This window comes from Pseudoalteromonas sp. P1-25 (genome assembly GCF_001401805.1).
GTDB lineage: Bacteria > Pseudomonadota > Gammaproteobacteria > Enterobacterales > Alteromonadaceae > Pseudoalteromonas.
In genome coordinates, this window is the sequence record NZ_LKDW01000001.1 from 46,448 (window position 1) to 69,426 (window position 22,979).

The following is a 22,979-nucleotide window of genomic DNA, read 5'->3' on the forward strand; positions in this document are numbered from 1 at the left end:
CTCAACGAGCTGTTTACTCAAACACCCGTAATAAATAAGCTTTTTTTCATAAATCCTTTTAATTATTGGTAAATTTGCAATCTTAGACCACACTTAGTAGTAATTTTTTGCTGTAACGTTGCCGCATCTTTTGCACATAAGTGGCGTGTGTTTTTGCTTATGAGCTATTAGTCACAAAACTATCAAAAAAATAAAACCTATTTACTTTTTGCTATGTGATGGCCAGCTAAGCGTTGTATTCGTTATTGAACACTATGAGATGAACTTAATTAATGCGTGTAATTGTATCTTTATTGCTGTTTTTTTCTTTTTTTAGCTTTGCTTCATCTAAGCAAATTTTAGTCGTTACGGAGCTTTCACCACCGCATCAAACCCTCGTTAATGGAGAGGTGTCAGGCTCTGGCACTGCGTTCATACGCGACATTTTTAAAGCTGCTGGCTTATCTCCCGACATTCATATGTACCCTTGGGCGCGTGCTTATAAATTAGCAACAACAGTCGATAATACATTTATATATAGCCTCGCCAGAACCCCAGAACGAGAGGCTAAGTTTCACTGGATAGGCGGCCCAGTAGGTCATTTTGAACTAGGATTTATTAGCTTAAGTAGTCGCTCAGATATAAGTATTTCAACAACTGAGGATGCTAAAAAATATAAAATTGCGATGCAGCGCAACGATTTTGCAACAGATACGTTATCGAAAATAGGCTTTGAAGTGGTACTAACCTCTGACATAAAAAAATCATATGCGCTTTTGTTAGCAAACAAAGTCGACTTAATTGTAGATGATAAAAACTTTATGGTTAAAATGGTAGAGTACTTAGGCTATGAAAAAAACCATTTAAGCTTTCTTTATAAAGTGGATGAATTAACCATTAATGCATACTTAGCCGCCAACATAAATACTGATCTAAAATATATAAAGGCCCTTAATGAAGCCTATTTTGAGGTAGTAAAAACAACGCCCCTACCCTATGATATTTAGCCTTAACTAGCTTAATTATTTTTCATAGGGGGCCATAAAATATGCCAGCCCTCGCTGTTGCACAAGCTTGTTATACGCAATTTCAAAGCGCTTAGTAACCTCTAAAGGCACTTGTTTATTAAACGCCAAATAGTTATCTTTTAGAGAAGGCGGAACAGGCAGCTCATACAGTTGTTCAACATTACTTAGCGATAAACCATATGCCTTAAGTTGGTTATTAACGACTTGCTCCGATCCTATAATTAAATCTAACCTCTTTTTTATAAATAGCTCAATGTACTCTTGCTCTTGTGCCACCACCAAGAGGTTTTTGCCGCGTTCAAAACCCGCCTTTTCGACTAGGGTGCTATATATATCTCCTCTAACAATACCTAAAGTATAACTTTTAAGCTCGCTCAAACTAGCGCTCTGTACTTGATTGTTACCAGCCAATTTATAAAAGTAGGTTTTACCTGAAACTAATGGCCCTAACCAATTGAATACACTTACCCGGTTTTCATGTTTAGCTACAGAAAATATTGCTGAGTGGGGGTCTAACGATACAGACTTCATAGCACGCGCAAAGGGCTGCACTCTAAATGTGCATTCTATGTTTGCGTCAATGCATAATGTATTTACGATATCAAAATTTACACCAGTCAAAACACCTTCATCGTTTAAAAAGTTATAGGGTGCAAAATGATCAGTATATATAGTTAGCTTAAAGCTATTTGCCAAAACAGGTTGTATGCAAAATATAAAAAGAAGTGAAAGTAAGGCTTTTAAAATAACAACACCACAATAAATATAATAAATTTTTATAAAAGAATAGGTGTTTAGGTAGGACAGTCAAATTTTAGGCACAAAAAAAGCGCCTTAAGCGCTTTTTTTTATTTTTACTTTAACAGTAAAAATTATAACGGAGTGATGTTATCCGCTTGAGGACCTTTTTGACCTTGTGAAAGAGTGAACTCTACACGTTGGCCTTCAGCTAAAGTTTTGAAACCTTCGCTTTTGATTGCTGAGAAGTGTGCAAAAACGTCTGGGCCGTTTTCTTGCTCGATGAAACCAAAACCTTTAGACTCGTTAAACCACTTAACTGTACCTGATACGATGTTAGACATTGTAATATCCTGATATAAAAATAAAAAATATGCTCGTAAGAGCGGGTGTAGCAAAAAATGAGATGGTACTTAAAAACTTCAGGACGGTACTACAAGTATTACTTATACAACAACGAAATAAAGATTTATAAACTATCATGCTTTCTTTCTAGCTGCGGCCCACTATATAGAGTTAACTATTTATGTCAAGCCTTTATGGTAATACAATTAATAAATAGTGCTTGGGCTTTGCTATAAATAGCCTCGCAACTAACCTGAAACCTAACCACAGCAAGGCTTTTGTAGTTAACGTGCTTATTTAAACTGCACACTATTAAATTCTCAGCTTTTTATCATCTCCTTTGCAGAGCCCCTATTTATAAGCATACCCACCATTGGAAATAACATCACCCTCACCTGCCACGTTTAATTGCGCCAGAACCTATGTACGTTAGCGCCTTTGTAACATCCACTGCATGCGTTAAAAGTGTATTGTTACCAAACGGTGTAAATATATACTGTGGCTTAAGCAAAGTGCATTACTACTTACTCCAAAAACACTTTAGCTGTACATGTTGGTACAAACTAAAAATCTGTATTCAGCAATGATACACGCCCAATAAATTACCCTGCTCATACAAGCAGCTGCACTTTGCAGTTGTATAAAAAAGTAGATAAGCTACTGGTACTTATCTATTTAGCGCTGGAGTGTGTTTTGCTAAATAAATGCTTTATTTCGTCTGTTGTTTTTTTATCTGGGTGTTTAATGCCATTACAATCTTCTTTTGCTAAGCCTACTCTGTCTCTTGAGCAACAACTGGGGCAAAAACTAATACTCGATTTACGCTATTTTTGCCAACAAGGGTCAAGCAAACAATGTAGAACACCGGTTACGTCTCTCCCTGATGAACTAGCAGCGGCCATTACAAAGCATAATATTGGTGGGGTAATTTTATTTTCTGAAAACACCCAATCTATTGAGCAAACCATTAACCTTAATAGCCAATTACAAAATGCTGCTAGCAAGTCGAGCTCTAAGCTGCCGTTATTTATTTCAATAGATCAAGAAGGCGGGCGCGTTGCTAGACTGCCTCGCGACGTGGCCACCTCATTTACTGGTAACATGTCTATTGGGGCTACATATGAAAAGCACGGTACAAAATACGCGACGCAAATAGCGACGGTTATAGCAAAAGAACTTAAATCTTTAGGTATTAATGTTAACTATGCTCCCACCGTAGATGTAAACATGAACCCAGATAACCCTGTAATTAATGTACGCTCATTTGGTGAAAATCCAGCTTTAGTCAGTAAGCTTGGCGCAGCCCAAGTTGCAGGGTACGAAAACAATGGGGTAATAACGTCGTTAAAACACTTCCCAGGGCACGGCGATACCAACGTAGATAGCCATACAGGTTTGCCACAAGTTAACCATTCTAAAGAAGAAATTTACCAGCAAGATCTCGCTCCATTTAAGGATATTATTGCTACGCAAAACCCGGGGATGATTATGACGGCGCATATTCAATACCCACAGCTCGATAGCAGTACATTTGTTAGTACTAAAGGCAAAAGTATGATTAAGCCTGCCACTATGTCGCGTACTATCATTACTGATATTTTACGAGGCGAGTTAAATTATCAAGGCGTAGTTGTTACCGACGCACTCGATATGGCTGGCATTAGCGATTTTTTTACTCCTACCCAAGCGGTAATTAATACTTTTGCAGCAGGCGTAGATTTAGCCCTCATGCCCATAGAAATAAGAACACCGGATGATTTAAACGCACTAGACGAACTCATGGATGAACTAATCGCAGCGGTTAACAGCAACCAGCTAAATAAAAACGAAGTGGCTCAATCGGCTGCGCGTATAACAACGTTAAAAAATAAGTTTAAATTAACGACCAAGTTAGACCCATTAAGCTCGTTAGCTAAAGCAAAAAATATTATTGGCTCTAAAGCTCATCGAAAAATAGAAGCTGAGCTTGCCGTAAACGCCATTACCGAGGTTAAAAATAACAATAACGCATTACCCCTTAATTTAACTAAAGGGCAGCATGTACATATTATTATGCCCGACACACGAAAATGCATGGCTATGCAGCAAGCACTTAGCGCCACAAGTTCAATTACGCTTAAATATAGTTGCAGCAGTTTGCAAGGCTTTGACCCAGTAAAAGCACATAACTTAATTAAAAACGCAGATATTGTTATCGCGGGCAACGCCACACCAAACCAAAGTGCAGTAGAGATTGGCGGAATGGATGATTTAAAAGACAATCCTCGCTTTGCGCTCAATACGGCAGAGCAACCTAAAGCGCTGGCATCTTTACTGGATATTGCAGCATCTGTGAATAAAAAAACAATTTTTATAAGCTTACGTGCCCCCTACGACATAGCGCAGTTTGGCAGCAAAGCTGATGCAGTGCTTGCTTCTTATGCGTACAATATAGATACAGATAAAAACAATGCGGTTGCAGGGCCTGCATTTACAGCGCTAGCAAAGGTATTGTTGGGTAATGTACCGGCTCACGGCGTGCTGCCTGTTACCATAAAATAATAAAAACAAGGGATATAAAATGAAACTTAATTGCGATTTAGGCGAGAGCTTTGGCGCATGGAAAATGGGGTTAGATGATGAGGTAATGCCTCATATTGATATGGCGAATATTGCTTGTGGGTTTCATGCTGGTGACTCAGATGTCATCGCTGATACATTATATTTAGCAAAGCAGCATAACGTTCAAATAGGTGCGCATCCAAGTTATCCCGACCAACAAGGTTTTGGTAGGCGCTCTATGGCGCTGAGTGCGCAAGAACTGACTAATTGCTTACATTACCAAATTGCTGCCCTTGATGGCATGGCCAAAGTGCAAGGCTTAACACTTAGCTATGTTAAGCCACATGGTGCTTTGTATAACGATATGATGAAAAACGATCATATTTTACAAACGGTTATTACAGCCGTTGCGCACTACCCGTCGCCATTAAAGCTTATGCTATTAGCCACTAAAGACTCTGCTAAACACTCTTTAGCCGCAAACAGCTTAGGCGTTGAGCTAATTTTAGAAGCCTTTGCCGACAGGCAATACACAGACGAAGGACACTTAGTATCTCGCCACCTTGAGGGCAGTGTTCACGATAAACCAGCGCTTTTAGCGCAAGTAAAACAGCTTTTAAACGACGGCACAGTCACTACCCGCTCAGGTAGTACACTTAATTTAAACGCTAACAGCTTATGTGTACATGGCGACAACGCAGCCGGTATTGCACTTATTAAAGAAATTAAATCCCTGTGTGAATTAACTTAATAACTCATACTTTTGAGCTGTAAAGCCCCTTTACAGCTTTAACTCGTAGTTACAAATTATTGTTTCACCGCATTGCGCTTTTCATCCTTTCCCTGCTGACATATAACTATGTATACAAAAAACACAACAGGGAATACAAATGAAGACGCTTATAGCACTTAGTTTAAGTAGCAGTTTATTACTAGCTAGTAGTCAGTTAGCTTTTGCAAAGGACAACACATTACAGCTACAAGATGTGTTTAATCTTGAATATGCCAATCAAATTGATATAACCGACGATGGTAAAACGGTGTACTTTGTACGTAATCGGATGGATATAAAAACCGACCGTAAAGTCAGTAATATTTGGTCAGTTGATTATAAAACCAAACAACTACAGCCGCTTACCTCTGGCGTTCATATGGATCACTCCCCTGTTCTTTCACCTGATGGCCAGCGCCTTGCATTTATATCTAACCGCGATGGTAGCAGCCAAATTTATATAAAGTGGCTTAAAACAGGTGCTTTAGCAAAAATAAGTAACCTAACCAGCAACCCACGTGCAATTACTTGGAGCCCTAATTCTAATCAACTTATTTTTAGTATGTTTGTGCCAAGTAGCAGTGCCGCCCCTGTAAGCTTGCCTGGTAAGCCTAAAGGCGCGACGTGGGCCGAACCAGCAAAATTTATAGACGATGTTTACTACCGAGCCGACGGTGGAGGCTACACACAAAAAGGCTATAATCAATTATTTGCTATAGATGCCAACGGCGGTAATGCAAAGCAGCTTACACACGATAAGTTTGATAATGCGGGTGAAGTAAGTTTCAGTAAAAACGGTAAAGCCCTTTATTTTTCTGCCAATCGCCATGAACAAAATCAATTAAAGCCAATCAACAGTGAAATATACCAACTTAATTTAACCACCCTAGACATCAAGGCCATTACCAACCGCAATGGGCCAGATCAACAACCTAAAGTATCTCCCGATGGGCGTTACTTAGCGTATACAGGGTATGACGATAAACGTACTAATTACGAAAACACGCAACTTTATATTCGCGATTTAAAGTCTGGTAAAACAACAAGCCTAACCCCTAACTTTGATAGAAGCGTGGGACAAATTAAATGGAGTGCTAATTCTAAAGGGGTTTACTTTAGCTACGCAGATGAAGGTCAAACCACCCTTGCTTATCAGCCTCGCAGTGGCAACCGTAAAGTGATCACTGAGCAAATTGGTAGTGTTGCTTTTGGCCGCCCCTACTCAGGTGGTGACTTTGATATAAGCGAAGATGGCGACATTGCTTTTACACTTGCCGATACTCAGCGCCCTGCAGATATAGCCACTATAAAACGCGGTAAAGTTCAGCGCCTCACCACACTCAATGTCGATGCACTAGGCGATAAACAACTGGCAAAAGTAGAAGAAATTTGGCTTAAATCAAGCCACGACCAATTACCGATTCAAGGCTGGGTAGCTTACCCACCAGGCTTTGATAAATCAAAAAAATACCCACTGGTACTAGAAATTCACGGCGGCCCTGTGGCTAACTACGGCCCTCATTTTAGTACCGAGGTGCAATTATTTGCAGCCAAAGGTAACGTGGTTTTATACATGAATCCTCGTGGCAGCGATTCATACGGTAAAGCCTTTGCGCAGACAATTCATCATAATTATCCAAGTAACGATTTTGACGATTTAATGACCGGTGTTGATGCGCTAATAGCAAAAGGCTTTATTGACGAGTCTAAACTATTTGTTACCGGTGGGTCGGGCGGTGGTGTATTAACCGCATGGATTGTAGGTCACACTGATAGGTTTGCCGCTGCCGTAGTTGCAAAACCTGTTATTAATTGGATCAGTTTTGTACTAACTGCCGATTTCTATCCATTCTTCGCTGATTACTGGTTTCCGGGTAAGCCTTGGGATCATATGGAGCATTACATGAAACGCTCTCCTATTAGTTATGTAGGGAACGTAACAACTCCCACTATGCTTTTAACAGGTGAGTCTGATTACCGTACTCCAATTTCAGAAACCGAGCAATTTTACCAAGCTCTTAAGCTCCAAGGTGTTGATACTGCGATGGTACGTATACCTAATGCCTCGCATGGAATTACAGCTCGCCCTTCTAATTTAATGACCAAAGTCGCTTATATCCAATGGTGGTTTGATAAACATACAAACAAAAAGTAAGTACTGTGACTAAATTTAATATTAGCCACCTCTGCGTGGCTAATATTTTGCTAAAACTGTAAACCCCCTTTACAGTTTTAATCTTTAACCATATCGGACTTAGCTGGTTTTCAGTTAGTAAAATTTCGGTTTATTGTGTTTTTAATGGTTTGAGTTAGTAAAAAATCGGTTTGAGTCACTGTTTATAAGCGCTCAGTTAGTAAAAAAATGTTTTATAACAGAGCTTAGTTAGTAAAAATTCGGTTTATTATTTTACTTGATACCTGTTATAAACTTAAAAACGGCTGTTTTCTTTTGTTTTTTCCTCTATTTCATCGTATTTAAAGTAAAAATAAGCTATTAAATCAGGCCAACTTAAAAGCTAGTTAAATTCTGATCTCAAAATAACTGAGCTAGTTAAAAGCTGATCTAAATCTCAAACAGTGATACCAATCCGCCTATTTAAGTGAACAATTTTGAAGATGGAAAACGTGTTAATAGCTAAGCAAAAATGAGCTATTTAGTTGCTCTTGGAGATTGCCCCTGCCTTGCTTTGCCTCCATGAAGTCGTAAATGAGAGTTTTTTAACACCAATAACGACACGTTTAACTCTCGAAGTGATTAAGCTTTATTACTGAATAGTATTAATAATCAGCCACAAAAAAAGGGCCGTAAGGCCCTTGAGTAACACTATCTAGAAACGTTAAAACTGATTCATGGTGTTATCTTCACCACCGGCTTTAAGTGCGTTCTCACCAGAGAAGTACTCTTTGTGTGTATCGCCAATATTTGAGCCAGCTAAATCTTGGTGCTTAACTGAAGCTTGCTCACGGCGTATTTCTTGACGTTGTACATCGCGTACATAGGCAAGCATCCCCATGTCACCAAAGTAGCCTTCTGATAAAATATCGGTGCTTAGTGCAGCCGTATGATAAGTAGGTAGCGTGATTAAGTGATGGAAAATACCTGCTTCACGTGCGCCATCACGCTGGAAATTTTGTACTAGTACATCCGCTTCGGCTGCAAGCTCTGTAGCGTCCATTTCTGGTGCCATAAATCCTTTGTTATCGCCAAGAGTTGGGTACGCGCTTACATCTTTACCTTCTTCTACCCACTGTTGATACACTTGCTCACGGAATTTAAGTGTCCAATTGAATGATGGTGAATTGTTATAAACAAGTTTAGCGTCCGGTACTTGTTCTTTAACGCGGTTTACTAGCTCTGCAATTTGCTTAACATGTGGTTTTTCGGTTTCTATCCACAATAAATCAGCGCCTGATTGTAAGCTTGTAACACAATCGAGTACTACGCGGTCTTTTTCAGTGCCTTCGCGGAACTGGTACAAGCCGTTTTCTAAACGCGTTGGCTTACATAATTGGCCATTAATTTTCATTGCCGTATCACCTTCGTTTAAATCATCTACACCGTTAATAGGCGTGGTTTCTAAAAACGCATTGTATTGGCTAGCTAAGTCGCCTGGTGTTTGCGACACAGGCACTTTTTGCGTAAGGCTTGCACCTAATGAGTCGGTACGCGCAACAATAATCCCGTTATCAATTCCTAGCTCTAAAAATGCGTAACGTACAGCATTAATTTTTGCTAAAAAATCTTCGTGCGGAACAGTTACTTTACCTGCTTGATGGCCGCATTGTTTAGCGTCAGACACTTGGTTTTCTATTTGAATGGCGCAGGCACCCGCTTCAATCATCTTTTTAGCAAGTAGGTAGGTTGCTTCTTCGTTACCAAAACCTGCATCAATATCAGCAATAATGGGCACTACATGTGTCTCAAAGTTATCGATTTTATTAAGTACCGCTTGCACATCGCCGCCATTGGCTTTGGCTTCATCAAGCTCGTTAAATAAGTGGTCTAACTCTCGTGCATCGGCTTGCTTTAAAAACGTATAAATCTCTTCAATGAGTGCCGGCACAGAGGTTTTTTCGTGCATACTTTGATCCGGTAACGGGCCAAATGCAGAGCGAAGCGCAGCAACCATCCAACCACTTAAGTAAACATAACTGCGCTTAGTTGTTTTTTGATGACGCTTTATTGCCATCATCATTTGTTGCGCAGTAAAACCATGCCAGCAACCTAAAGACTGCGTGTATTGGCTGGTGTCTTTATCGTAAGCGGCCATATCTTCACGCATTACATCTGCGGTGTATTGTGCAATTTCAATCCCAGTACGAAAACGGTTTTGTAAACGCATGCGGCTTGCATACTCTGGGTTAATGGCTTTCCATGCGCTACCTTGAGATTGGCAAAGTGTTGCTAGAGTATCGGTTTCACGTGTGTATGTTGTCATAATAAAATCCTTCGAACGGGTCTATAAATTATTTAAATTGTTGTGAGAGTGGCTAGGAGTGTGTGCTCCGTATCGCTTAATTCAACATTAGGCTTATTTTTTAGATTTAGTAAATTTATAGTTGTTATTACCGCTATATTTTTTATGAATGGCTAAAAAGCACGCACTGAGCCTTTTTTGCGTTATGGTTGCTTTAACGCACACAACAACACCGCGACCGTTTAAGGAAGGTAAATATGGCACACACTCTCACACACTCAGGGCTAAGCGTAGATACACAGCTGGCCAACTTTGTAAAAACACAGCTACTCCCAGGCACGCACCTATCAGAACAGCAGTTTTGGCAAAGCTTTGCAAATATAGTACAAACGCTTACCCCACAAAATAACGCCCTACTCGCTAAGCGCGAGCAGCTGCAGCAACAAATAGATGACTACCATAAAGAACATAAAACGTGGGATAGCGCGCACTACCAAGCATTTTTAAAAGAGATTGGTTACCTAGTACCCGAGCCTGCAGACTTTGCCATAGAAACGCAAGATGTAGAGCCCGAAATAGCGCTTAGTGCAGGCCCTCAGCTTGTTGTGCCAGTTAGTAACGCACGCTTTGCGCTTAATGCGGCTAACGCACGCTGGGGCTCGTTATACGACGCCCTTTACGGCACAGATGTACTCAGTGAAGACGACGGGGCCGAAAAAGGCACTACGTATAACCCAGTTCGTGGTTTTAAAGTAATGGCGTATGCGCGCCAATTTTTAGATAAAGCCCTCCCCCTTAAAAATGGCTCACACATAGAAAGTACCAACTATTCCATTGTTGAAGGCGCCTTGTCTATCACCCTAAGAGACAGCTCGCATACCCAACTAAAAAACCCCGAGCAACTTATTGGTTACCAAGGGGAGGCGCAAAACCCAAGCGCAATTTTATTAAAAAACAATGGCCTGCATGTAGAGCTACAAATAGATCACCATCACCCTATCGGTCAAGCCGATAAAGCAGGCCTAAAAGACGTACTGCTTGAAGCTGCTCTGACAACCATTATGGATTGCGAAGACTCGGTTGCCGCAGTAGATGCCGAGGATAAAGTACAAGTTTACAAAAATTGGCTTGGCTTGATGCAAGGTAACTTAGTTGAATCATTTAAAAAAGGTGATAAAACCATAGAGCGTACCTTACAAAGCGATAGGCAATATACCGCCCTTGATGGCAGTAGCCTTACGCTTAAAGGCCGCAGTATGATGTTTGTACGTAATGTGGGCCACTTAATGACAAACCCCGCCATTACCGACATTTACGGCCAAAGCGTATTTGAAGGCATTATGGATGCAATGTTTACGGCGACCGCCGCCCTGCACGATTTAAATAAACACTCAGGCATTAAAAATACCAGTGCGCAAAGTATCAATATTGTAAAACCTAAAATGCATGGCCCCGAAGAAGTTGCTTTTACAAATACACTTTTTACCATGGTAGAAGATGCGCTTAGCTTGCCAAGAAACACCCTTAAAATGGGAATTATGGATGAAGAGCGCCGTACTTCAGTCAATTTAAAAGCCTGTATACATGCAGCTAGAGCGCGCGCAGTGTTTATAAATACTGGCTTTTTAGACCGCACCGGCGATGAAATTCATACCTCTATGCACGCAGGGGTCGCTTTGCCAAAAGCTGCTATTAAAACTCAGCCGTGGATCAAAGCATACGAAGATCGTAATGTTGATACAGGCCTTGCTTGCGGCCTAAGTGGTAAAGCGCAAATAGGCAAAGGTATGTGGCCAATGCCAGATAAAATGGCCCTTATGATGGAGCAAAAGCTGGCTCATGTGCAGTCTGGCGCTAATACCGCGTGGGTGCCCTCGCCTACCGCGGCCACTTTGCACGCTATGCATTATCACGATGTAGATGTATTTACCGAGCAAAAAGAAATTGCCAAACGCGGCTTGGCAAGCCTTACAGATTTACTTACACCGCCTTTAATGGCCCAGCCACAAACGCTCAGTAAAGAAGATATTCAAAGTGAGCTTGAGAACAATGCACAAGGCATTTTAGGCTATGTAGTACGTTGGATAGACCAAGGCATTGGCTGCTCAAAAGTGCCTGATATTAATCACATAGGTTTAATGGAAGACAGAGCAACCTTACGAATTTCAAGCCAACATATGGCAAATTGGCTACAGCATGGTGTGTGTACACAGCAACAAATAGAGTCGATTATGGCTAAAATGGCCAAGGTAGTCGATGGCCAAAACGAGCACGATAGTGCGTATAAGCCAATGGCGCAAACCCAAGAGTCACTTAAAAATAGTATTGCTTATCAAGCCGCTTTGGCGCTTGTATTAGAAGGTGCTAAGCAGCCAAGTGGCTACACCGAGCCCCTATTACACAGCTACCGCTTAAAATATAAAGCACAACACCATAACCTAGCTGAATAGCTAACATTTATTTAATGCTAAAAAAGCGCGTTTTGCCTACACAAAACGCGCTTTTTGTTTATTTAAAGCTAACTGTAGTTTTGCTTTAAATTAATTTTTAACAATTGCATTGTGATATACGTTTTGTATGTCATCACAGTCTTCAAGCATATTGATGAACTTATCAAAGTTAGCAATTACTTCTTCGTCTTCAATTTCAACATGTACTTGCGGCACAAATGTAATTTCGTCTACTTCAAAGTTGATCCCTTCAAAGTTTTCCTCAAGTGCTTTTTTTGCTTTGTAGTATTCAGTATGTGGTGCAAATACCGACACTTTGCCATTTTCAACTTCAACATCGGTTACATCAACGTCAGCCATCATGAGTGCTTCAAGTACGACTTCGTCGTCATCACCGGCAAAACCAAGTACAGCAAGGTGATCAAACATGTGTGCAACACAGCCCGGAGTACCAATTTTTGAATCTGTTTTGGTAAACGGCAAACGAACATCTTTAATTGTGCGGTTTGGGTTATCTGTTAAACAGTCAACAATAACCATGCAGTTGCCTGGACCATAGCCTTCGTAACGTGCAGGAGAATAATCTTCCCCTGCCCCGCCGGCTGCTTTTTCGATTGCTTTTTCTATTACGTGAGCGGGTACCTGGTCTTTTTTTGCTTTTTCTATAAGGCGACGCAGTGATTGATTGACATCGGGATCTGGTTCGCCATTTTTAGCGGCAACATAAATTTCTTTACCGTACTTTGAGTTAACTTTAGTTTTTGCGTTGGCTGTTTTAGCCATCGAGCTCTTACGGACTTCAAATGCTCTGCCCATCTTGTGCCTCTAATCAATACGTTAATTTTACCAATATTTTACCAATTCAAATCCTATTGGGCTAGTTATGATATTTAAATAAAGTGAGGTTTATTACACAAAAAAACCACTGAAAGCCTATTTAACATAACTCAACTTTTTGAGAGTAACTTTCAACTAAAGTTACCAATTCAATAAAGTCGCGTAAAACGTAGTCAGCCTGATCGGCATAAACAGGCACCATATTAGGCGCATACAAACAAGCGCGCATATTGGCATTATGTGCAGCCTGAATGTCGTATAAAAAGTCCCCAACATATAACAAATTGCTGGCACTGATATTCCAAAGTGTTGCAATTGCGTTTAAGGCACTGGGATCGGGTTTGGCAGGAGCATCGCTACGGGTCAATACTGTTTCAATGGGGAGCGGATTATTTTGCAGCTTTATTGCCGCCGCTTTATCAAAATTGCGAGTCACAATTGCCATAGGAATATTTTTCGCCTTTAAAGCATTAACGGCTTCGGTAACCCCTGGCAATATAGTCGCAAATTGAGCATCTTGTAGCTCATGTTGATGCACTATATTCATCGCCTCTTCGCGCATGTAGGGCGATGGCAATTGGGCAATATAATCAAGTAGGTCTTTCTCGCAAGGGCAACCTATTTGTGCTTTTATAAGAGAAAAATCTAACTCCGACGATACTAATGTACCATCTAAATCAAATATAACTCCCTGAATAGCCTCTACTTGTGCTTTCATTCATATCATTCCTTGAATGGGGTAAAAATCAATACAACATGCGTAAACATAATGACTCTACTTCATGAGAATAATTTAGCAAATGTTTATCAAACAAATTATTAGAAAAGTAATCGCTTATCTAATACTTAGCTTTGCAAACAGCAGTTTATTACTAAAATTCTACGAACATCTATTAGTAACAGATCAAAAATGAACACAGCATAAATAAAAGAAGAATACGCGCACATTTACTGCAGTGCGCGTAGGTTGGGGAAGCATTTATTGTTCGAACTTAGCCTCAAGCCAAGTATCATTTTGGGTAAAATGAAGGGTTTTAATCTTGCCTCTACCTTCTACGTTTACCATGTTTACTTGTGAAGGCCATAGATCACGCAGTGCTCCGTTACTCATTTTTATACCTTTAATCCCTTTAGGAATAGGCGCTTCTTGGTACACCCAAAAAAACTTTCCATCAATTTGCGCACCTACTTGGCTAAGCGTTAATGGCTCGCCTTTTAAGGTTTGCAGTGCAACATGCGACTCAACGTAGTCTACAAAACGTTGTTGGTCTGCTTTATTACTAATGATATCGGCTTTTCCATCAAATAAATGCGCTACCGCATGCTCAGTATCATGAAGATAAAAGCGATGCATGAGCTCAATATTATGGGTACGCTTATTAAAAAGCACTGTAGTAACCGATGACTTTAGCTGATGCGCCAAACTTGGCGCAGCAACTAAAAGGCAAACAATAATAAGCAAAAAGCGCATTATTGTTGCTCCTCACCTTTTTTGTCGTCTTTTTTAAGCTCAGTTTTAATGTCTTGCATAATATCTCGACTCACTTTCGCTTTACTCTTTTCCTTTTTATACACTTCGATGCGTGAAGGAATAATACGACGAGGGTAGTTGTTGTTTTCAACATCTACATCAGCTGTTTCCCAGCGTGGGTCAACGGTTACCGATACTAACGGCTTATTTTTATCTGTCACAATAAGCTTTTGTACATTTTTGTGGTTACGGCGCCAAATTTCGGCTGGAATGTAACGATCCTCTTTAGTGCCATCTTCATACGTTAGCTCTAATAAAATAGGCATTACTAAACCACCGAGGTTCGAAAACTCCATTACATAGTAATTTTTGTCTTCTTCAAGCGCACGGTCTAGCGTTTTACGCTCCCACGGCTCTAAGCCTTTTAAAAACTTATTGTACGCATTACGCTCTTTATTGGTAACAGTAAAGCGGTCGTTCTCGTCGTAAAAGTCGGTAATATCTGGATTATTTTCAACCCACGTTTTTTTACCTTCTTCACGGTTGCGCTTAACAAATAGTGATGTTGGTTTGTCGGCTTCTATATCGCGTAAGCGTTTAAAATCAATATCTGGGTTTTTGGTATCTAAACGTAATTGATACACTTTATCTAACGAGATATCTACATGGTCGGTGCTGTAAAACCAACCACGCCAAAACCAATCTAAATCAACCCCTGATGCTTCTTCCATGGTACGGAAAAAATCAGCTGGGGTAGGGCGTTTGTACTTCCAGCGCTGTGCGTACTCTTTAAAAGCAAAGTCGAATAAGTCACGACCTAAAATAACTTCACGTAAAATATTAAGTGCTGCAGCCGGTTTAGTATAAGCATTAGGGCCTAAACGTAATACGCTGTCTGACTGTGTCATAATTGGTACTTGGTTTTGCGATTTCATGTAGCTTACAATATCGCGCGGCTCAACACCCCACGGTATAGTTGGGTCCCATTCACGCCCAGCAACGCCATCTAAAAAGCTATTTAAGCCTTCATCCATCCAAGTCCATTGGCGCTCATCAGAGTTTACAATCATAGGGAAATAAATATGACCCACTTCGTGTATAACCACGCCTATTAAAAAGCGTTTTTCAGCTTGAGAATAAGTACGCGTACCATCATCTTGCAGCTCAGTACGAGGGCCATTAAAGGTGATCATTGGGTATTCCATGCCGCCGACTGGGCCATTAACCGATTGCGCTACCGGGTAAGGGTAGTCAAATGAATAGCGAGAATACACCTCCATGGTGTGCACTACAGATTCAGTTGAATACTTTTTCCATAAATCGCCACCTTCTTTAGGGTAAAACGACATAGCCATCACTAAAGGTTGTTCATCACCACCTTGCTGATAGCCCTTTGCATCCCACATAAATTTACGTGACGACGCCCAAGCAAAATCACGTACATTTTCTGCTTTAAAGTGCCACGTTTTTGTTTTATCAGTGCCTTGTTTTTCGTTTTCGAGTGCTTCTTCTTCTGTCACGATAAACACTGGGCGCTTAGCCGTTTCGGCTTTTTCTAAGCGGTTACGCTGTGTACGCGTAAGTACTTTACTTGCGTTATCTAACTTACCCGTTGCTGATACAATATGATCAGCAGGCACAGTAATTTCTACATCGTAGTCACCAAACTCAAGGGTAAACTCTCCACGACCTAAAAACGGCTTGTTAGTCCATGCTTCGTAATCAGTGTAAGCAGCTAAACGCGGAAACCACTGCGCAAGTAAAAATATATCGTTGCCATCTTCTTCAAAATGCTCGTAACCAGAACGTGCACCTACAGCATCTTCTTCAACAATGTTAAAAGCAAAGTTCATACTAAACTCAACTTCTTTGCCTGGTTTTAGCGGCTCGTTTAAATCAATGCGCATTAGCGTATCAACCACAGTAACGCGCAGCTCATCGCCATTGTCGTCTTTTACATTGCTAATTGTGTAGCCAAGTTCGTTGTCGCTCATAAATTGCTGACGGCGCAGCTCACCTAAGCTTAATTTAGCAGGCTTTTGTGCAGGTAAACTATTTAGCGTGCTTTTAAAGGTTTTTGTGGTTTCGGCAATTGAGTCGCTTTTAAAAATATTTTGATCTAACTGTAACCACAAATATTTAAGTGTATGCGGCGAGTTATTTTTATACTCAATGCTTTGACTTGCTGTTAAACGGCGCTTTTTTTCGTCAAGCTTTACGTCTATGTCGTAATTAACACGTTGCTGCCAATATTTTTCGCCAGGCTCACCTGCAGCACTACGATAAACATTGGGGGTAGGAAGCGCTTCGTCTAATTGACGAAACTTATCAACAAATGAGCCTTTAGTTTGCTCAACAGATGATGCAAGCACAGCACTCGACATTGCCAAAGGCAACACAAGAGCGCTAAGCGTAAGAACTGTTTTTTTCATTATGAGTCCTAGTGGGATTTTGTGAGCGTACTTTGACAAAGTTACTATTTTTGTTCAATTAATTAGCGACCAACCGCCTATTAAACACGGTAATATTCACGTTGTTTTAACATGCTTTTTCAATCAGTAAATTAAGCCGCTTTTAAAACTGTAAAGGGGGTTTACACCTTGCACCGAAAGCGCATGTATAAATTAAGGTACAAGCACTGTATTTATGAGGGTTCAGGCCTAATTCATGCCATTAGCTTAGGATTAAATTAAGGTGTAAAAATATGTTGTTTAAGTTGAACTTAAATTTATAGCGTGAGCGCTGTTTACAGGGTTTTAATGCGTTTAGGCTCAATGTAAATAATCAGCACATTTTAACTTAAGGAGCCCGATATGAAATTTTACATTGTAAAAAAAGATCATCAGCTCGAAGCGATCCCTGCTGATAAAGACTTACTAGAACGCTACGAGTCAAACCAATATTCGTATGTGAATGTGGTGTCGGCATGCAACAAACAAGATGCGCTCAAGCGCCTTTATACTGAACAAAAACACAGTAAAACATGGCTAATAATTGGCGCAAATATTGCCGTATTTTCACTAATATTAACTATTTATACGATAAATTAAAAATAGTGAAATTTAAGGTTGATATTTAGTGCATTTTATATTTAAAATCGCCCACTTTTTTTATTTGAGCATAATAAAATCGTTACGATTATTCTCAAATATGTACTTATTACCGGTAAGCAATGTGGTGGGTGTATGGATTTTTATATCCTAAAAAAACAACAAGAGCTAATAGCCATTCCAGCAAATCAGCAAAGTTGTAAGCAGTATCTAGACTCAGGTTATTTTTATATTGATAAAGTAGCCGCCTGTAACGAAACAAATGCCATAAAAGCATTGCAAGCAAAGCAAACTAAAAGTTTAAAAATGCCGCTAGGCATGGCTTTGTTAGCGCTTCCTGTCATTATTATTGCAATATATAGTTTTACCTAAACTAAAGCCCTCCCGAGGCTTGCATCTTTACTTGCCTTGGGTATATTGGCGCTCTTATGGTTTTTTAAGAGCGCGATATGAAAGTTCTCCACACCTCTGATTGGCACCTAGGCCAACAATTTTATGAACATGACCGCCGTGATGAGCACGCTGCATTTTTTACTTGGCTACTTAGCACCCTCGTAGAGCAACACATAGATATACTTTTAGTTGCGGGCGACATTTACCATACAGCCACACCGAGTGCCAGCGCCGAAAACCAGCTCTACCAATTTATAAAAGATGCTAAAAAGCGTTGCCCACAACTGCATGTTGTTATTATTGCCGGCAATCACGACTCAGCAAATCGTATATTAGCGGCGCAGCCATTGCTTGCTCAGTTTGACACCCATGTGGTTGGGCGCTTTGATATAACCAACCCAGCCAACACAGTAATCGAAATAAATACGCAAAATAAACGCGCTGTAATCGTCGCTATGCCTTTTTTACGTACCAGCGATATAAGTTCACTTAGCCACACTAAAAACGGCCCTAGTTACTCACAAGGCGTTGAAAAAGCCTATAAGCTTGCCCTTGAACACGCCTATAGCATTAATACACAAAATTCGCCGTTAATTGTAATGGGGCATTTACACGCCAAAGGCGGTGACATTTCAAGTGATTCAGAACGTAATTTAGTAATTGGTGGGGAGGAGTCTATTTCGGCTAATGTATTTGGCAGTCAAGCAGACTACGTAGCCCTAGGTCACTTACACAAAGCGCAGCAAGTTGCTAAAAAAGACGTTATACGTTACAGCGGTACGCCTATTCCTATGTCGTTTTCGGAACGTAAGTACACACACCAAGTTAATGTCGTCGAATTTAAAAATGATGAAAAACAATCTATTAGCATATCTGTAAACCCCCTTTACATTCCACGCTCTGCTGAGGTGATTATGCTACCAGAGGGAGAGTGTGTGCCATTAAGCGAGCTATGCGAGCAAATTAAAGCACTCGATACATCACAACATACGATTGCCCCTTATTTACGCGTAAAGCTTAAATCAAGTGATACCGACACCACCTTTAGAGAGCAAATAGAGCAAGCTCTTGAGGGTAAACACATAAAATTTTGTGGCATCGAACGGGTGCGAGAACAAACCACAACAAGCGATAACAGCGCCGTGTTTGAAGATTTAAGCGAAATTGAAATGCTCAACCCATTAAACTTATTAGAACAAGCCTTTGCAAACGACAAAGACATGGCCGGCCAAACTGTACCGGATGAGCTGAAAACGCTTTTAAACGATGTAATAAGTGAGCTGACGGAGCAAGCACAACTATGAAAATAACCGCAGTACGCATACATAACTTAGCCTCAATAGTTGACGCCGAAATCGACTTTACCCAAGCTCCACTAAAAGACGCTGGTTTATTTGCAATAACCGGCGACACCGGTGCAGGTAAAAGTACCTTTTTAGACGCTATTTGTTTAGCGCTTTATACCAAAACTGCACGCTTAAAAGGTGATAAAGGCAACTTAATAGATTTTAATGGCGACAGTATAAAATTAAACGATGCGCGTAACTTACTGCGCAGAGGCAAGTGGGAAGGTTTTGCCGAAGTAGATTTTGTAGGGCAAGACAAAGCGCTTTACCGTGCACGTTATTCAATACAACGTACCCACAAAAAGGCAACAGGCAAACTAAAAGTAGCTGAGCATACGTTAGTGACCTTGCCCGATGAAACCCTGATAGCCGATAAAAGCCAAACTATAAAAACAATAGAGAACAAAATAGGGCTGAGCTTTGATCAGTTCTCCCGTGCGGTTTTATTAGCACAGCACGAATTTGCCGCCTTTTTAAAAGCCACAGGCGATGAACGCGCACAACTTTTAGAGTGTTTAACCGGCACCGATAAATTTAGCTTAATTGGTAAACGTATTTTTGAGCGCAATAAAGCGCTAAAAGATCAATATGAATTACTTAATGCAAGCCTTGCAAGCTACACCTTGCTAAGCGATGACGAATTAACTGCTAAACAAACCCTGCGTGATGAGTTACTTGAAAAAATTGAGCAGACTAAAAAAACGCATGCGGCCACAGAGCAAGACTTAAATTGGTACAAGCAAGCAGCTCGCTTATCGCAGGCACTTGAACACGCAGTAGAGCAGCAACAGCACGCACAACAACAGCTTGATGCAATAGCAAAGCAAAGTGAGCAAGCAAAACAAGCCCAAAGCGCCCTCGAAATAAAAGACAATCGCAAACGTCATGAATACTTAACGACGCAAAACAAGGCACTGAGTACGCAAATAAGCGATTTAAAAGCGATTGACCATGCAACGCTTATAAGTGAACAAGCCGAAAAATTAAAAACACACCAAACTGCACTGCAAACTGCCACGCAGCAAAAGCAAACGGCAGAGCCTATTATTGCTAAAGCTCGTGAGCTAGATAGCCAACTTGCTATACATACACAAACAATCACAAGCCTGACTCAGCAAAGCGAAAAAGAGCAGCAGCAACTTAGCGAATTACAAACGCAGTATACGCAAAGCAAAAATGCACTTGATGAGACAAAAAAACTCCACACAGGGCATCAAACATGGTTAAACGAGCACGCGCAGTTAAAACCATTAGCCACTGATTGGAATTATTACCAACATAGCTTTAATACGTATTTAAGTGCCAATGAGCAACTAAAAGCCGCCGCTTCTCAAAACAAACAGCTGTTAGCAGAACAAGCTAAACAAGCGACGCTGCTAGCAGATCAAACTAAAAAAGTAGAATTGCAAGAGCAGCAACTAGCATGTGAACAGAAAAACTTAAGTCAGCTAACTGAGCAACAACACCAATTTAATATTGAGCAGTGCGATAGCACGCTTAAAAATATTGAATATTTAAAAGATCAGCGCTTGCGCTATCAGCAGCTTAATCAAGAAATAAAAACCAGTACACAGCAACAAGCCGCGGTGGCCGCGAAGCTTTTACACAGTGAGCAAACGCAAACATCATTGCAACAAAGCCTAGCCTCGTGCGAGCAAGCACTTAAACACAGTGAATATGCATTAAACCAAGCTCGCCTGCGTGCCAGCGAAAACGTAGAGCATTTACGCACGCAGCTTACCCCTAACGAGCCCTGTGTTGTGTGCGGTGCAAAAGAGCACCCGTATGCCAACAGCCAAAACCCGCAATTAAATAACCTAATAGCCGACTTTGAAACAAGTTATAACCAAGCTAAAGAGCAACACGATAGCGCCCAAGCTAAGCTGCATCAGCACCAAACTCAACATGCGGTACTTATCACTGAGCATGCCCAGCATAGCCAAGCCATACAAAGCGCACAGGCAAAGCAGCTAGAGATTAAAACGACAATGCAAGGGGCACGTACAGAGCTTAACGAGTTAACAGCACAGCAGCTTGATGACACCCATGCCCAGCTAAGCAGTCAAAAGTCGCACTATTTTGAGTCGCAAAAACAGCAAACAGCCCTGCAAGAAAAAGTAAACCAACTAATAAACAACTTAAAAACTGAGCAACACACACAACAGCAATTGCATAATCAGCATGTTGAATTAACCAATAAGCTTGAGCAAATAAACACAAAGCATGCAGAGTTAAGTGCGCAAATTAACGAGCTTACTAGTACCCTAAACGCGCAGTTTGAGCACAGTGACTTTTGGCAACAATTGCAAAATAACACGCTTAATATGGGCGATTTAAGCCAGCAGGTTGAGCAGTACCAGCAAACACAAATTCAACTTGAACAAAGTCAAAAACAAATAGACAGCGCTGAACAGCAATTACAGCAACTCACTCCGTTAATGGCTAAAAGTGAGCAGGCACTTAAAGTGTTAAAAGACGACATAGCCAAAGCACAACAACTGCAAAACACCACGCACACTGCGCGCCTTGCTTTATTTAACAACGAGCCATTAAGCGCCGATGATTACCAAGCAAACCTTAATGCGCAGCTTGAGCAATGCCAAAAGGAGTTACATACAAGCCAACAAGCTCACGACAACGCCATTAAAAAACGCGATGAGCACGCTATAACACTTAAAAACGTTGAGCAGCGATTGGCAGAACAAATTCAAGAACAAAGCACACTTGAAGAGCGCTACAATGCTTGGTTTAGCGACTTTAAAGCGCAGTATAGCGAGGTAAACCACGAACAGATCGCTATTTTACTAACGCTTACTAGTGAGCAAATAAAAGCGCAGTTGATGCAGTTTGAGCAGCGTTTAACAGCACTTACAGACGCAAATGCAGCGCTTAAACAACAACAAAAAGCGCAAACAGATCACCAAAATACTAACAAGCCAGACAAAAACGAAAGCCAATTAGCAGAGCAAGAAACGTTTTTAGCTAACCAGCAAACTGAACTACAAAATAGTTTGCTTGGCACTAATACCGCGCTTGAGCAACACAATCAAAACGCCAAAGCACTTAAGAGCAGACATGCTGAACTTACTACTCTTAAAAAACAGGTAGAGCAGTGGCACGTGCTTAATAAAGTATTAGGGGATGCAACCGGTAAAACCATGCGCAATTTAGCGCAAACACAAACCCTTAAAATATTGCTGCATTATGCTAATAGCCATTTAAAAACCCTTAATAAACGCTATGAGCTTACAGCTATTGCGCAATCGCTCGATATAGCCATTATTGACCGCGACATGGCCGACGAACAGCGCTCGGTTAATACGCTCTCTGGGGGGGAATCATTTTTAGTATCTTTGGCACTGGCATTGGGACTTGCATCGCTTTCATCAAACAAAGTCCAAATCAACTCTTTGTTTATTGACGAAGGGTTTGGTACGTTAGATAGCGAAACACTCAGCGTTGCTATGGACGCACTCGACTCATTACAAGCACAAGGCCGCAAAGTAGGGGTTATATCGCATGTGAGTGAAATGAGTGAACGCGTAGCTACGCAAGTACATGTAAGTAAAAAAAGTGGTGGATACTCCACTGTTGAAGTTTTATAAGCTGAT

At 40.8% G+C, this 22,979-nt stretch carries 16 protein-coding genes; 9 read left to right on the top strand and 7 right to left on the bottom strand.

Annotated features, from left to right (window positions below):
• Positions 1–272: 272 nt before the first annotated feature.
• Positions 273–986, top strand: coding sequence for an ABC transporter substrate-binding protein (locus AN393_RS00205; protein WP_055013478.1), 714 nt, complete (start codon positions 273–275; stop codon positions 984–986).
• Positions 987–1,001: 15 nt separating this feature from the next.
• Here the strand turns inward: AN393_RS00205 and AN393_RS00210 are convergent, their stop codons facing one another.
• Positions 1,002–1,703, bottom strand: coding sequence for an ABC transporter substrate-binding protein (locus AN393_RS00210; protein WP_055013479.1), 702 nt, complete (start codon positions 1,701–1,703; stop codon positions 1,002–1,004).
• Between the two features lie 176 nt (positions 1,704–1,879).
• A complete protein-coding gene (locus AN393_RS00215; RefSeq protein WP_004587186.1) occupies positions 1,880–2,089 on the bottom strand; it encodes a cold-shock protein in 210 nt (69 codons plus the stop codon).
• Between the two features lie 745 nt (positions 2,090–2,834).
• Between AN393_RS00215 and AN393_RS00220 the strand changes: the two genes are divergently transcribed.
• From AN393_RS00220 to AN393_RS00230, 3 genes are all read left to right on the top strand, one after another.
• A complete protein-coding gene (locus tag AN393_RS00220; protein WP_055017137.1) occupies positions 2,835–4,631 on the top strand; it encodes a glycoside hydrolase family 3 protein in 1,797 nt (598 codons plus the stop codon).
• A gap of 19 nt (positions 4,632–4,650) precedes the next feature.
• Positions 4,651–5,382, top strand: a complete 732-nt coding sequence (locus tag AN393_RS00225; RefSeq protein WP_055013480.1) for a 5-oxoprolinase subunit PxpA — start codon at positions 4,651–4,653, stop codon at positions 5,380–5,382.
• A 139-nt stretch (positions 5,383–5,521) separates the two neighbouring features.
• Complete coding sequence (locus AN393_RS00230) at positions 5,522–7,558, top strand: S9 family peptidase (RefSeq protein WP_055017006.1); 2,037 nt, start codon at positions 5,522–5,524, stop codon at positions 7,556–7,558.
• Positions 7,559–8,240: 682 nt separating this feature from the next.
• On the opposite strand, the gene AN393_RS00235 is transcribed toward AN393_RS00230, so the two are convergent.
• On the bottom strand, positions 8,241–9,842 hold the full coding sequence (locus tag AN393_RS00235; protein WP_055013482.1) for an isocitrate lyase: 1,602 nt from the start codon (positions 9,840–9,842) through the stop codon (positions 8,241–8,243).
• 236 nt (positions 9,843–10,078) lie between these two features.
• On the opposite strand from AN393_RS00235, the gene AN393_RS00240 reads away from it, so the two are divergent.
• Positions 10,079–12,271 carry a malate synthase G gene (locus AN393_RS00240; RefSeq protein WP_055013483.1) on the top strand — a complete coding sequence of 731 codons (2,193 nt, stop codon included), beginning with the start codon at positions 10,079–10,081 and terminating at the stop codon, positions 12,269–12,271.
• 90 nt (positions 12,272–12,361) lie between these two features.
• Here the strand turns inward: AN393_RS00240 and AN393_RS00245 are convergent, their stop codons facing one another.
• From AN393_RS00245 to AN393_RS00260, 4 genes are all read right to left on the bottom strand, one after another.
• Positions 12,362–13,087: a YebC/PmpR family DNA-binding transcriptional regulator gene (locus tag AN393_RS00245; RefSeq protein ID WP_055017007.1), complete on the bottom strand. Its 726-nt coding sequence runs from the start codon at positions 13,085–13,087 to the stop codon at positions 12,362–12,364.
• Positions 13,088–13,208: 121 nt separating this feature from the next.
• Positions 13,209–13,826 (bottom strand): HAD family hydrolase, encoded by a 618-nt coding sequence (locus AN393_RS00250; RefSeq protein ID WP_055013485.1) that lies wholly within the window; start codon positions 13,824–13,826, stop codon positions 13,209–13,211.
• A gap of 261 nt (positions 13,827–14,087) precedes the next feature.
• Positions 14,088–14,579 carry a DUF6702 family protein gene (locus tag AN393_RS00255; protein WP_055013486.1) on the bottom strand — a complete coding sequence of 164 codons (492 nt, stop codon included), beginning with the start codon at positions 14,577–14,579 and terminating at the stop codon, positions 14,088–14,090.
• On the bottom strand, positions 14,579–17,011 hold the full coding sequence (locus AN393_RS00260; protein WP_055017008.1) for a M1 family metallopeptidase: 2,433 nt from the start codon (positions 17,009–17,011) through the stop codon (positions 14,579–14,581). The genes AN393_RS00255 and AN393_RS00260 overlap by 1 nt, the downstream gene beginning before the upstream one ends.
• Before the next feature lie 381 nt (positions 17,012–17,392).
• Between AN393_RS00260 and AN393_RS00265 the strand changes: the two genes are divergently transcribed.
• From AN393_RS00265 to AN393_RS00280, 4 genes are all read left to right on the top strand, one after another.
• Entirely contained in the window at positions 17,393–17,629 is a 237-nt protein-coding gene (locus tag AN393_RS00265) for a hypothetical protein (RefSeq protein ID WP_055013488.1), read from the top strand.
• A gap of 135 nt (positions 17,630–17,764) precedes the next feature.
• A complete protein-coding gene (locus AN393_RS00270; RefSeq protein WP_004588266.1) occupies positions 17,765–18,001 on the top strand; it encodes a hypothetical protein in 237 nt (78 codons plus the stop codon).
• A 77-nt stretch (positions 18,002–18,078) separates the two neighbouring features.
• Positions 18,079–19,326 (top strand): exonuclease SbcCD subunit D C-terminal domain-containing protein, encoded by a 1,248-nt coding sequence (locus tag AN393_RS00275; RefSeq protein ID WP_055017009.1) that lies wholly within the window; start codon positions 18,079–18,081, stop codon positions 19,324–19,326.
• A complete protein-coding gene (locus AN393_RS00280; protein ID WP_055017010.1) occupies positions 19,323–22,973 on the top strand; it encodes an SbcC/MukB-like Walker B domain-containing protein in 3,651 nt (1,216 codons plus the stop codon). The genes AN393_RS00275 and AN393_RS00280 overlap by 4 nt, the downstream gene beginning before the upstream one ends.
• Positions 22,974–22,979 lie beyond the last annotated feature (6 nt).